Raw genomic sequence first — 13,604 nt, forward strand, 5'->3', positions numbered from 1 at the left:
TTAATACTACATTCAAATTTATACAATAGTATATATTTTAAATAAATCAGATATATAAGAATAGAAATTTATTCATATGTCAATAATTTTGATAAAGCTTTTATAAAGGAGATTAGATATTGGTAAATAAATTAATTTTGGATGAAAATCAAAGAAATATAGTAGAAACACAAAATGAAAATGTATTGGTAGTGGCATCGCCTGGTTCTGGAAAGACCACCGTTATTGTTAACAGAGTAGGGTATTTAGTTAAAAATAAAGAAATAATGCCTAATTCTATAGTTATTATTACTTTTACTAGAGCTGCAGCTGAAAATATGAGAAAGAGGTATGAAGCTTATTTCTCTGAAAAAGAAATTCCTTTCTTTGGTACATTTCATTCTTTCTTTTATAAAATTTTGAGAAGTCACATAGGAAATATAAAAATTATTAATGAGGCTGATGTTTTTAATGTAATAAATAGAAATTTAAAAAAAATAATAGGTGAAGCTGGAGAAGAAGTAGTAAAAACCTTTATAAATTCTATATCAAGGTATAAAACAGAAGAAAGGCTAGAGAATGATAAGTTTTTTTATCCTATAAGTAAAGATGTATTTTTAAAATGCTTTTTGGAGTATGAAAATTATAAAAAGCAGCTGGGACTTTTAGATTTTGATGATATAATGGCTAAAACCAAAGAATTATTTAATGAGAAAGACATATTGAATTATTATAAAAGTATGTATCGATATTATTTAGTTGACGAATTTCAAGACTGTGATGATATACAAATGAATCTTCTAAAGCTTCTTTCAAAAGGCAATTCGGTATTTGCTGTGGGAGATGAGGATCAATGCATATATGGCTTTAGAGGAGCAAAGCCAAATTACATGGTGGATTTTCACAAACATTTTTTAAATGCAAGCAAGGTATATCTCACCAACAATTATAGAAGCGGAAAACAAATAGTTGATGCATCAGCATATCTTATAAATTGTAATGAAATGAGAAATAAGAAAATATTTAAATGCAATGAAAATAAGGATGGAAGTGTAAATTTTCAATGCATAAAAAATGAAAAGGACCAGAGCAAGCAGATTATTGACATTATAGACAGTTTAGTATATAACAATGAGATAAAATATAAGGATAATGCTATTTTATACAGGACTAATATTGAGAGCCGAAGCATAATAGATGAACTTATCATACGCAAAATACCTTTTGTTTTATTGGATAAGAGCTATAATTTCTTTAATCATTTTATTTGTAAGGATATAATGAGCTATATAAGATTAAGCATGGATTTAACTCATAGAGAAAGCTTTATAAGAATAGTAAACAGACCCTTTAGATATATAAGTAAAGTGAACTTAAATAAATTAAAATCGTATCCATATAAAAGCGATTGTTTCAATGTTGTGTTTTCAATATCATCTCTTCCTATATACCAATATAAGGATTTGCATAAATTGAAAGAAAAAATATTTTGGATTAACAGCTTAGATATTGAGGATATAGTTGATTATATATTGTATAAAATAAAATATATAGACTATCTTAAAGAATATTCTAAAAAAAGTGGTATGCCTATTGAAGAGATTTTAGATATAGTGCAGGAATTCAACTCCAGTATTACTCAGTTTTCTTCTATTTCAAACTTTTTTCAGCATGTTGAAAAAATAAATAAAAACATAGATAAAAGGAAAAGCAATGAAGATGGAGTTGTTTTAAGTACCATTCATGGAGTTAAAGGTATGGAATTCAATAATGTTTTCATCGTAAATTGCATAAATGGACAGATTCCCTATGAAAGGGAAAATAAAAAAACTAATATTGAAGAGGAAAGACGGTTGTTTTATGTAGCCATTACACGAGCAAAAGAAAATATTTTTATGTTTTCGCCAGGTGTTTTCAAGGAAAAAACTGTAGAAATATCTCCATTTATAAACGAATGTGGAATAAATCAATTGAATGTAGCAAATTCATGTAATATAATTTGTTTAGAGCATTAATTATATTATATGATGAGGTTGGATATATATGAACACTAAAGTTAATCCTAGTGAAGCAATATTTTCATTGGATATAGGGACTAGATCTGTCATTGGTACAGTAGGAGTGTTAAAAGAAAAAAAATTTCATGTGCTTTATGAAAATTATGTAGAGCATGAAGAGCGTGCGATGTTAGATGGTCAAATACATGATATAACTTTGGTAGCTAATGCAGTTAATAAAGTTAAGCGGTCACTGGAAGAAAAACTTGAAATTAAACTTGAAAAGGTAGCCATTGCAGCAGCAGGAAGATTTCTGAAGACATCCACCGAAAAGTCAGAATTTAATATAGATGAAGACAAAGAAGTTGATAGAAATATTATAAGAAGTCTTGAACTCACTGCTGTAAAGAAAGCAGAGGAATCTATAAACAAGAATACACAAGGTAAGCTGTACTGCGTAGGATATAGTGTTAAAAATTATTATCTTAATGGGTATGTTATTAATAATTTATTATCACACAAAGGTGAAGAAGTTGGTGTAGAAGTAATAGCAACTTTTCTTCCAAGGTCTGTAGTGGATAGCTTATATGCGGTTATGGATAAGGTTGGACTTAAGGTTGGAAGCTTAACTTTAGAGCCTATTGCAGCTATGGAAGCAGTTATACCTCAAAATCTTAGATTGCTTAATTTAGCACTTATAGATATAGGGGCGGGAACTTCTGATATAGCTATAAGCAGCAAAGACAGCATAGTAGCTTATGGAATGGTACCGATAGCTGGAGATGAGGTTACAGAAGTCTTAGCTCAGAATTTGCTTGTGGATTTTAATACGGCTGAAAAAATAAAACGCCAGATATCTTTAACAGGCTCGTTAAAATACATGGACATAATGGGCTTAGAGAATGAGATAACTAAGGAAGAAGTATATAAAATAATTCAGCCAGTGGTTGCAAAGCTTAGTGATGAAGTTTCAAGCAAGCTAATTGAACTCAATGGTGGTAAATCACCAAATGCTGTTTTTTTGGTAGGTGGAGGAGCACATACCCCAATGCTTATAGATATGCTTTCTGAAAAACTGAATTTGCCAACTCAAAGGATAGGAATAAGAGGCAGAGAGGCAGTGGTTGATGTAGCTGACAGTGATGTTAATTTGGGAAGCACTGGAGTAACTGTGCTTGGTATAGCACTTACTTATATTAAACAAATAGGACATGATTTTATTGATGTAAACTTAAACGGAAGCGTAGTAAGTCTATTTAACTACAATAAGCATACTGTTATGGATGTTTTGGTTCAAGCTGGAGTGAATGCTAAAGTTCTTTTGGCTAGAAATGGAAAAAATATAAGATTTAATTTTAACGGAGCAAAACGTTTGGCCTTTGGCACTATGGCAGAACCGGCTGAAATAAAAGTTAACGGTGAAATGGCCTCTGTAGATACTTCAGTAAAAGAAGGGGATAAAATTGAAATAAAATACGCTAAGGACGGTAAAGATGCGGAACCTAAAGTTATGGATTATGCATTGACTTACGATTCTTTAAGCTTTTATTTTAACGGAGAAATATGTAATATAGAACCTATGGCAATAGTAAACGGTAAAAAAGTTGAATTTACAGAAACTATTAAAGAACAGGATGAAGTTCAAATAGTTGTTGCTAAAACCTTAGGTGATTTTATAAAGTATTATGTTGGTAAAGTGGAGCCAGATGCAAAGTTTTATTTGGGAGGATATCCTATAAATTATGATTATGAAATTAAACTTGAAGATAGAATTAATATGATTGTTGATGTAAATACTTCTTCTGATTCATCAAAAAGAGAGGAACAGAATAAAGATAATATAGAAAATGACCGTATGATAAAAGAAGAAACTAAAGTTACTAAGGCTGTTAAGGTGATAGTTAATTCAGATACGATTGAACTTAAGGGAAAAGAAAAGTACATTTTTGTAGATGTTTTTAATTATATAAATTTTGATATGACTGTGCTAAGAGGAAAACTCATATTGAAACTTAATGGTAAAAATGCAAGCTACTATGATGATTTAAAAGAAAATGATGAGATAGAAATATATTGGCAGTAAAGTTAGGAGGAAACATATTGGAAAATAAATTTGATTTTTATTCTCTAGCTAATGGTTTATATACCCAGTTAGTAGAGTGGAGAAGATATTTTCATCAAAATCCTGAACTTGGATATGAAGAGTTTAATACATCTAAAACCATAAAAGCATTTCTAAAGGCTGAAGGAATTGAATATACAGAAGTAGCCGGTACAGGAATATGTGGAATAATATGTGGCGGAAAAAGCAGTGAAAATTCTAAAACTATAGCTTTAAGAGCTGACATGGACGCACTTCCACTTCAAGATAAAAAAGCTTGTGAGTATTCCTCAAAAAGCACAGGAAGGATGCATGCTTGTGGACATGATGGACATATGACCATACTTATGGGAGCGGCTAAAATATTAAATAGCATAAAATCTGAACTTAAAGGAAATGTTAAATTATTATTTGAGCCAGCAGAGGAAACGACAGGCGGCGCTAAAGTTATGATAGCGGAAAAAGCTTTAGAAAATCCTCATGTAGATGCAGTTATAGGACTTCATGTAGCAGAAGACTTAGAGTGTGGAAAAATTAAAATCAAGAAAAATGTTGTTAACGCTGCATCAAATCCTTTTAAAATAAAAATTATAGGAAAAGGAGGTCATGGGGCGCATCCTGAAGATACCATAGATCCAGTAGTTATTGCTTCTAACATAATAATTGCTCTTCAAACTATAGTAAGCAGAGAAATTCCTCCTGTGGATCCTGCGGTTGTGACTGTTGGTTATATTAATGGAGGAAGTGCACAAAATATAATACCAGAAGAAGTTAATATAGGCGGCATAATAAGAACTATGAAATCAGAGCATAGAGAATATGTAGTAAAGAGAGTTAAAGAAGTAGCTCAAGGCATAGCAGCGTCCATGAGAGGAAAGTGTGAAGTTGAAATAGAGGAAAGCTATCCTTGTCTTTATAATAATGATTTTATGGTGGATTTAGTAAGAAAAAGTGCTGAGGATGTAATAGGGGCAGATAATGTGTTTAATATGGAAAATCCTAGCATGGGAGTGGAAAGTTTTGCTTACTTCTCTTTAGAGAGGGATGCAGCATTTTATTTCCTCGGAAGTGGTAACAAAGAAAAAGGTATAGTGAATCCAGCTCATGGAAGCCTTTTTGATATAGATGAAAATTGCTTGCAATATGGTGTTGCCATCCAGTGCAAGGCAGCTTTTGATTATTTACAGAATTCTAATTAGTTTTTAATATAATTTAATATGGAGGTACTGATGAAGATAACTATAGGACAGAATGAGGCAGGGCAAAGGTTAGATAAGTTTTTAAGAAAATACCTAAAGGATGTTCCTCTTAGCGGTATTTATAGAGGTATAAGGACTGGGGATATAAAAGTTAATGGTAAAAAGGCTAAAGAGAAGTATGCACTTATAGAGGGAGATGAGCTTTTAATAAATTTGCAATCAAATGAAAAAAAGTCTCCTGATTATATTAAAGTAAATGCAGATTTAAAGATAAGCTTTGAAGATGGAAATATGGTTATTGTAGAAAAAAAACCTAATATTTTAGTTCATTCAGATAAAAAAAATGGAGAACCTACTTTAACCGACATTGTCATATCATACTTGGTAGAAAAAGGAGACTATGATCCTTCAAGTGAAAGAACCTTTACTCCGGCATCTTGCAACAGACTTGATAGAAATACTTCTGGCATGGTTATATTCGGTAAAAACTATGAAAGCTTAAGGTTTCTTAATGAAATGATAAGAGAAAGGGATATAAAAAAATATTATTCCTGCTTGGTAAAAGGAAGAATTAAGGATGGAATATATGAAGGATACATAAGAAAAGATGAGGAAAATAATATTTCTAAAGTATATTTTGAGCCAGTAAAGGATTCTAAAAAAATCGCTATGGAGGTTAAAAATATACAAAGCAATGGGCTCTTTTCTTTTATAGAAATTGAACTTATTACTGGAAGAAGCCATCAATTAAGGGCTCATTTAAGTGAATTAGGTAATCCACTAGTAGGGGACGGCAAGTATGGGGATAAAAAGCTAAACAGTTTCTTTTTTAATAAATTTGGTCTTGACTATCAATTCCTATATGCTTATAAATTAATATTTTCTAATTGTCCAGAAAAACTTAATTATATGAACAATAAAACTGTTGCGGAAACCCTTCCTCCAATTTTTAAAAAAATAAGAAATGATGTATTTAAATTTTAGTATAGAGAGGTTTATGATTAATGAAGGAGCAGTCTACCACTAAGGGATTTGCTATACTATCAGCAGCAAGTATGTTGGTAAAGGTACTTTCACTTTTATACGTACCTTTCTTAACACGTATTCTCACCCAAAATGGTTATGGTATTTATGGTACTACCTATGCTATTTTTACGGTTATATATGTATTAACAAATTCGGGAATACCTGTAGCTATATCTAAACTTATTTCTGAACTAATAGCACAAAAAAGATATAAAGATGTATCTCGAGCTTTCAAAATAGCTCGAGCTATGCTGCTTGCTTTGGGCCTGCTTATGGCATTGCTTATGATAATTTTAGCAAAACCTTTATCAAATTTAGGTAACGCAAAAGAAGCTTATTTATCTTTGCTGGCATTGTCACCTACGATTCTTATAACGGCAGTATTATCTGCCTATAGAGGATATTTTCAAGGAAGAGGAAATATGACACCTACAGCTGTATCTCAAGTTGGTGAACAAGTTCTAAACACTGTTTTTAGTCTGGTATTTGCAGCTATATTAATTAAGTCAAATGTTGAGTATGGAGTGGCTGGTGCCACCGTGGGAACTACAGCTGGAGCTCTTTTTGCATGTATATATCTGATGATTATGTATGAAAAAAATAAAGTTATAAAGCTTCCTAAGGGAGAGACCTATGAGGAGCAAGCAAGGCTTGCGCCTAAAACCTTAGTTAGAAGAATAATTCATTATGGATTTCCAATAACCATGAGCGTGGGACTCCAGAATGCAGGAAACTTGGTTGATACATTTAATATAAGAAATAGATTAATGAAGGCTGGATTTACTAGATTTATTTCTAACGAAAAGTATGGTACTTTATCACAATATAATACATTGATAAATGTACCTATAACTTTAATTTCCGCGTTAAGTGCAGCTATACTTCCGTCTATTTCAGGAGCAGCAGCGTTAAAAGATAGAAAGCTATTACAAGCTAAGATAGGTTATGCGTTTAAGCTTTGTCTTATGATTTCTGTTCCTTCGGCAGTTGGACTGGCCGTTTTAGGTGGAAATATATTTTATGTGTTATTTCCTAATGGTGCTAAAGATGGGACTCTGCTTATGAAGTTTGGAGCCGTGGTTATAGTTTTAATGTCTATAGTGCAAATACAAAACACCATTCTTCAGGGAATGGGGAAAATGTATGCAGTTACGCTGTCGATGCTTTTGGGCATAATTGTTAAAATAGTGGCTAATTATATATTTGTGGCTGTACCATCCATTAATATTCTTGGAGCCATATTTGGAAATATTCTATGCTTTTTAATACCTTTACTTATAAATAGGACATATATAAATAATACTTTAGGCATAAGAATAAGAACTTTAAGGTATGCAATAAGACCAGTCATAGCCTCCATTTTTATGGCTATTTCAATATACGCAGTAAAGCTGCCCTTAGATAAATTATTTGCAAATAAAGCTATGGGATCTACCTTCAAATTTACAGTTATTATAGTAGCTATAGCTGTAGGTGGAATCGTATATGCTTATTCACTAGTGCTTTGCGGAGGAATAACTAAAAAGGATATGAACACACTGCCTCCTAGATTAGTGAAAATTATGCCTAACTTTATAAAAGAGAGAATGAGATAATCATTCTCTCTTTTCAATTAGTCTCATCATTATAATACAGCAAGGAGTCATTAAAAAACCTAAAGATATTAATAGGATATTTTTGACAATGAATTTGTTAGATAAAATATAGATGAATGAAAATTTCATCAAGTCATAGAAAAGAAGAGCCACCAGTATAAATATAAGCACATTTACTAAATTGAATTTTAATTTAATATAATCAGATATAACAGATAAATTCATAACTAACAACAGGGTAGAAGTAATAAAAATATTTATGCCGTAACCATATATGTTTATAGATGGTATGCCAGTCAATATAGATAGCAAAATCAATTCTGTAATAGAGGTTATAATAGAATTTCTTAAGATAATATTTTGTTTACCAAGACCATTTAGTATACCAATACTAGATACCATAGTAAATAAAATAGGAGCTGATAAAGCTGAAAATCTAATAAAATCTCCTAAGTCATCTCTTTTAAAAAACATCCTACCAAGATTATCTCCAAGCACCATGCAGATAATTAATGTAGACATTCCAAGAACAAAGGATATTCTGAGAACCCATTGAATTCTTTTTTCTACAGCTATAAAGTCTTTTTTGCTTAAACTTTGAGATATATCTGGTATTAATAATGTGCTTATAGAAGAGACTATTATAAGTGGAAAAAAAGCTATCCCAGTTGCCATGGAGTTAAATCTTCCTATTAAGGATAGAGAGTCCTGGTAGGCAATGCCCGCCTGCATCAGTCTTCTAGGCACAATAAGAGCAGAGGTAGTAGACAGTATGGTTGTCAAAAAACCATTTATACATAGGGGCATAGATATGTACAACACATCAAATATTAATTGCCCTCTGCCTTCGCTTTTTAGGCTGCGGTTATTATACTTTTTTATATCTAATTTATAATATGAAAAAAGAAATATTAACGATATAAATTCACCTATGCATAGAGCTAAATATGCAATTGTTACCGTAGCAGTTAATGAGGTTGCTTCAGTTATTTTAAGTACACTCAATAATATCAATATTCTTACTGATTTTTCAAATATATCTATAAAAGCAGGTACGCCTACTTTTAATATTCCATAAAAATATCCTTTTAATGTACTGGTTAATGAAATGAAAAGCATAGCGGGACAAGTAAGCTTTAAAGCAAAAACCGTCCGGCGATCCTTTATTATGTATGTACAAATACTTTGTGAAAACAAATAAACTAGTGAAATAATTATTAATCCCCATATTAAGTTGAAAACTAAAGTAGTATTTATACTCTTTCTTAAATTTTCATATTGTTTTTTAGCATAATATTCTGCACTTACTTTTGATACGGCGGTGGTTATTCCTCCGCAAATTAAACAGATAAATAAATTATACACTGGCATAACTAGTCCATATAACCCCATGCCTTCCGCTTTAAGAGCGTTAGAAAGTATTATTGAAAAAATAAATCCTAGTATTCCAGTAGTTAAATTGGAGGTTATTAAGAGAAAAGAATTTTTTATAAAGGAATCAATTTTTACCATATAAAATCCTTTTTATTGCTTACACTAATATGTATTCATAAAAAAATAATATATACGTGATAGTATAAATAATGCATTTATGACAAGAAAATTAAACTAAAAAATATAGAGGGGGCAAACATACTAAAAAACATTCTCTAATATTACATAAAATCCAATTATTAGTTTGTGGTTGTGCCAAAATTAAATCTAATTAAATGTTTGACTAAAATGAGAAAAATGTTGTATAATTATTTCATATTATAAAGAAAGTTGCGTTTTTTTCGGGGGGATTTAATATGGCTTCAACAATGATTAAAGTGTATGATAAGCCTTCATTTCTAAGAAAACAGATATATAAGTTATCAGTAAATAATGCCCTTAGGCAATGTGAAAGCATGAAGGAAAATCTAAGGAAAAGGAAGAAATTATCTAGGGAAGACAGCTTTGTATATGTAGCTTTTTTAGATGTGAGTAATTCAAAATTTAATGGACTTCTTTTTACTAAAGGATATCACAGAGATGGCTCGTTAAAGCCTGTGGAGATTTTTGATGTAGAAAAAGGTAAAATAATTACGGTTAACGAAGAGCAGAGGGTTTCAATTGCAGCTTTAGATATGTATGAAAATACTATATTTCTACATAATTATAGCGCTGATGAAGAATACATAGAAGGCTACCTAATCAATGAAAGTAAGTATGATAATGTTCCACAAGTAATTTTTACAGAAGAAAGAGTAAAGATATATAAGAAAAATGTAAATAATTATGAAGAAGTTAATACAATGAAAGAATATTTATCTCGCTATGTACTTTAATGTATGTAGCTTTTTTTATTCTTGTAATTATATTTATATTTTTTTACAATGAAGAATATATTTCCAGTAACTGGAGGACTTTTTATTTTTTTGTTGAATTATAAAATTAAGAATTTACTTTAAAACGTGGCTATGCTTTAAGAGAATGCTGATAAATGCCTTAAGGGTCCCAAACTCTAGAAATAACATAAATATTTTAAAACATAGCCTAAATAGAACGATGTAAAAAATTAGTGTGTTGGAGGGCGTGTTATGAGTTTTCAATTTATGGGATTAAGCTATATTAAAAATACAGTTGAAATAGATATGAATGAAATAGTGATAAAAGGTGATATAATAGATATTGGTGATGAAAATTACGGAGTCATATATAACTTATGCAGGGAAACGGAAGAAACCTCAAAGGATGAAATAGCTGTAGAATATCTGTGTAAGGAGGATGAGGATATAATTATTTCAGAATCCTATGATGTGGTATCACTTTTTTTTTCAATAGGAAAGCTGAATACATTGTCTTCAAGAAAAAGATTTATAGAAAGTGCATTAAAATATTTGAAAAGCAGGGGAGAAATAATGATATGGGATATAAAAAAGCCTAGAGGATGTATCATTAATCTAAATATTACTACGAAACTTCCCAACAATAAAACAAAGAAAATTAAGATACGAAAATTAAATCCCTTTGTAAGCATAACAGCTGAGAATACAAAGAGGATAATAGAAAATTACTTTGATATAGTTGATACAAAAGAAAATGATGAAATTTTCTATATAAGGGCAAAACGAAAGGAGAAAATAAACATTGAAAGTACTATTATGCGCCATCAATGCTAAATTTGTTCACACTAATCTGGCGGTTAGGTATTTGAGAGAATACACTAAGGACATTGATTATAAATGTGATATATGCGAATTTTCCATAAATGATAGAATAGAAAAAGTACTTGAGCTTATAATGAAAGAGAAACCTGAGATTATTGCTTTTTCCTGCTATATATGGAATATAGAAATGATAATAAAACTTGCTAATTTAATAAAAAAGGTGGATAGGCATATAGAAATTTTATATGGTGGGCCTGAGGTATCCTATGACAGCGAAAGCTTTTTATTAAACAATGTTGGAGAGTATGTTATTCAGGGAGAAGGTGAAGAAACCTTCAGAGAATTTATTTTATATAAAAATGGTGATTTAGGCATAGAAGGTATAAAAGGGATATATTATAGAGAAGGTAACGAAATTAAATTCAATGGCAATAGGTCTCTTATGAATATGGATAAGCTTCCATTTCCATATAGAGAGGAGGAGTCCTTTGAGCATAAGATAATTTATTATGAGTCTATGAGAGGATGTCCGTTTAGTTGTAAATATTGTTTGTCCTCTACAACTCAAGGAGTAAGATTTAAAAATATTGAATTGGTGAAGCAGGAATTATTAAGAATAATAAAAAAAGGAGTGCCTTTAGTTAAATTCGTAGACAGGACCTTTAACTGCAATAAGAAGTATTCTAGAGAAATATGGACATTTTTAATGGATTTATCCACAGACACTACTTTTCATTTTGAAATATCAGCGGACCTGTTTTCAGAAGAGGATATAGAACTTCTGTCAAAGGCACCAAAGGGTAGGTTCCAGTTTGAGATAGGAGTTCAAACAACAAATCCTAAAGTAATAACTAACATAGATAGGACTATGAATGTACAGGAATTAGCTGACATCGTAAAGAAGCTAAAAAGAACTGATAATATAAATCTGCATCTAGACTTAATCGCAGGACTTCCAGAAGAAGATTTCCAATCTTTTATCAATTCTTTTAATGAAGTATTTTATATGGGAGGAGATGAAATTCAGCTTGGATTTCTTAAAATGCTAAAGGGATCATTAATGAGAGAAGAGACAGAAAAATGGGGAATAATATATTCGGATTACGCTCCCTACGAGATATTGAGATCTAACGACATATCCTATGATGAACTCATAACCTTAAAAAAGGTTGAAGAAATAGTAGACAGATATTATAATAGTGGAAATTTTAGAAATGTGATGAAATTTATGCTGGATGGAATAGATAATCCCTTTAATTTATTTTTTCAATTTTCCCAGCTATATGAATCGATGGGCTATTTCAACAGAAATATATCTCTTGCAGACTATTATAAGATAATTTTAGATTTTAATAAAAAATATGTTTTTAAGGATGAGCAGGTATTAAAAGATTTAATTAAATATGATTTTATTAGATCTAACAAGAAGAACTGGATACCTGAATTTTTAAGCAGGGATATAGCTAAAGATGAAGAAAGAGAATTAAAATTAAAATTTGCAAGCAAAAATAATATAGAGACACTTAATAGAATACACCTGGAGGACTTCTCTATTGATATACCTATGTTTTTAAATAATGGACTAATTCTAGAGAGAAGATGCTTTTATGTGTTTTTAAACTCCAACAAATTAATAGAAGAATTTTATTATATATAGTAATAGGGGGAGACTTAAAGGAATGGCAAAAAGAACAATTTTACAGTATGGAGATAAAATGCTAAAAAAAACTTGCAAGAAAGTAGAAACAATTGATGAAGAAATATTTAAGCTAGGGGAAGATTTAAAGGATACGCTAAAGGGAAAAGGAGTAGGCTTGGCAGCACCACAAATAGGAGTGTTAAAAAGGGTTATAATAATCCAGCTTACAGAAGACAGTGAAAGCATAATATTGATAAATCCTAAGATTGTAGAAAGGCATGGAAAAGAAATTAGTGTAGAAGGCTGCTTGAGTTATGAAGGATATGAAGGAGAATTAGTCAGACCAAAGCGGATAAAAGTAACAGGCATGAATATGAAAGGTGAGAATGTGGAATATAATGCAGAAGGACTACTCGCAAAAGTGTTCTGTCACGAAATAGATCATCTAGATGGAATAATGTATGTAGATAAGGCTAAAAAGATATATAAGATATCTTGATTATCAATTAAGAGCTTGTATATCTATACATATGGATATTACTATGGTAAAATATGCTTTAGCACGATTATGGAAAAGGAGTGTTACTTATGGAAGAAAAAGAAGTAATGGCATTTAAAGACGAAGATGGCAATAAGGTTGAGCTTGAAATAGTAGCAAAAATATATTTAGACGAATTAGAATATCTTATATTATCACCTACAGATGGAAATGAAGATGATGCTTTTGTATTTAGAGTAGATGAAGAAGATGGAAAAGTTGTTTACAATATGGTTGAAGATGATAAAGAATTTATCGAAGTAAAAAAAGAGTATTCTAAATTACTTTATGGTGAATAAAATTTTTTATATTTATAGGCTCTGTTTTAAATATTGATATTCTACCAAAGTTTATACCGATATTCTTTTAAGACATAGCCTGCTTATAAAAAATACAGAT

11 protein-coding genes are annotated in these 13,604 nt (G+C 30.5%); 10 read left to right on the forward strand and 1 reads right to left on the reverse strand.

Going from position 1 to position 13,604, the window contains the following annotated elements; genetic code table 11:
- Positions 1-119: 119 nt before the first annotated feature.
- Genes IAI10_RS00740 through IAI10_RS00760 form a run of 5 tightly spaced genes read left to right on the forward strand, consistent with a single transcriptional unit; the run spans position 120 to position 7,897 of the window.
- Positions 120-1,994: an ATP-dependent helicase gene (locus IAI10_RS00740; protein ID WP_315671389.1), complete on the forward strand. Its 1,875-nt coding sequence runs from the start codon at positions 120-122 to the stop codon at positions 1,992-1,994.
- Between the two features lie 28 nt (positions 1,995-2,022).
- Positions 2,023-4,059: a cell division protein FtsA gene (locus IAI10_RS00745; RefSeq protein ID WP_315671390.1), complete on the forward strand. Its 2,037-nt coding sequence runs from the start codon at positions 2,023-2,025 to the stop codon at positions 4,057-4,059.
- Positions 4,060-4,076: 17 nt separating this feature from the next.
- Positions 4,077-5,276 (forward strand): amidohydrolase, encoded by a 1,200-nt coding sequence (locus IAI10_RS00750; protein ID WP_315671391.1) that lies wholly within the window; start codon positions 4,077-4,079, stop codon positions 5,274-5,276.
- Between the two features lie 30 nt (positions 5,277-5,306).
- On the forward strand, positions 5,307-6,260 hold the full coding sequence (locus IAI10_RS00755; RefSeq protein WP_315671392.1) for an RluA family pseudouridine synthase: 954 nt from the start codon (positions 5,307-5,309) through the stop codon (positions 6,258-6,260).
- Between the two features lie 20 nt (positions 6,261-6,280).
- Positions 6,281-7,897 (forward strand): polysaccharide biosynthesis protein, encoded by a 1,617-nt coding sequence (locus IAI10_RS00760; protein WP_315671393.1) that lies wholly within the window; start codon positions 6,281-6,283, stop codon positions 7,895-7,897.
- Here the strand turns inward: IAI10_RS00760 and spoVB are convergent, their stop codons facing one another.
- Positions 7,898-9,409: a stage V sporulation protein B gene (gene spoVB / locus IAI10_RS00765; protein ID WP_315671394.1), complete on the reverse strand. Its 1,512-nt coding sequence runs from the start codon at positions 9,407-9,409 to the stop codon at positions 7,898-7,900.
- A 278-nt stretch (positions 9,410-9,687) separates the two neighbouring features.
- Here spoVB and IAI10_RS00770 point away from each other — a divergent pair, with 278 nt between their 5' ends.
- The 5 genes from IAI10_RS00770 to IAI10_RS00790 all read left to right on the forward strand — a co-directional run bounded on the left by IAI10_RS00770 (position 9,688) and on the right by IAI10_RS00790 (position 13,504).
- Complete coding sequence (locus IAI10_RS00770; protein ID WP_315671395.1) at positions 9,688-10,206, forward strand: hypothetical protein; 519 nt, start codon at positions 9,688-9,690, stop codon at positions 10,204-10,206.
- A gap of 252 nt (positions 10,207-10,458) precedes the next feature.
- Entirely contained in the window at positions 10,459-11,040 is a 582-nt protein-coding gene (locus IAI10_RS00775; protein ID WP_315671396.1) for a hypothetical protein, read from the forward strand.
- Complete coding sequence (locus IAI10_RS00780; protein ID WP_315671397.1) at positions 11,009-12,685, forward strand: B12-binding domain-containing radical SAM protein; 1,677 nt, start codon at positions 11,009-11,011, stop codon at positions 12,683-12,685. Before IAI10_RS00775 ends, IAI10_RS00780 begins: the two co-directional genes overlap by 32 nt.
- A 22-nt stretch (positions 12,686-12,707) precedes the next feature.
- Positions 12,708-13,166 (forward strand): peptide deformylase, encoded by a 459-nt coding sequence (gene def, locus IAI10_RS00785; protein ID WP_315671398.1) that lies wholly within the window; start codon positions 12,708-12,710, stop codon positions 13,164-13,166.
- Positions 13,167-13,255: 89 nt separating this feature from the next.
- On the forward strand, positions 13,256-13,504 hold the full coding sequence (locus IAI10_RS00790) for a DUF1292 domain-containing protein (RefSeq protein WP_315671399.1): 249 nt from the start codon (positions 13,256-13,258) through the stop codon (positions 13,502-13,504).
- The last annotated feature ends 100 nt before the right edge of the window (positions 13,505-13,604 follow it).

This window comes from Clostridium sp. 19966, from assembly GCF_032335695.1.
Classification (GTDB): Bacteria; Bacillota; Clostridia; order Clostridiales; family Clostridiaceae; genus JACTOJ01.

Excerpts from the sequence above, each read along its gene's own strand:
- IAI10_RS00745 (WP_315671390.1), top strand. The coding sequence starts at position 2,023 with ATGAACACTAAAGTTAATCCTAGTGAAGCAATATTTTCATTGGATATA.
- IAI10_RS00755 (WP_315671392.1), top strand. The coding sequence starts at position 5,307 with ATGAAGATAACTATAGGACAGAATGAGGCAGGGCAAAGGTTAGATAAG.
- IAI10_RS00760 (WP_315671393.1), top strand. The coding sequence starts at position 6,281 with ATGAAGGAGCAGTCTACCACTAAGGGATTTGCTATACTATCAGCAGCA.
- spoVB (WP_315671394.1), bottom strand. The coding sequence starts at position 9,409 with ATGGTAAAAATTGATTCCTTTATAAAAAATTCTTTTCTCTTAATAACC.
- IAI10_RS00770 (WP_315671395.1), top strand. The coding sequence starts at position 9,688 with ATGGCTTCAACAATGATTAAAGTGTATGATAAGCCTTCATTTCTAAGA.
- IAI10_RS00775 (WP_315671396.1), top strand. The coding sequence starts at position 10,459 with ATGAGTTTTCAATTTATGGGATTAAGCTATATTAAAAATACAGTTGAA.
- def (WP_315671398.1), top strand. The coding sequence starts at position 12,708 with ATGGCAAAAAGAACAATTTTACAGTATGGAGATAAAATGCTAAAAAAA.
- IAI10_RS00790 (WP_315671399.1), top strand. The coding sequence starts at position 13,256 with ATGGAAGAAAAAGAAGTAATGGCATTTAAAGACGAAGATGGCAATAAG.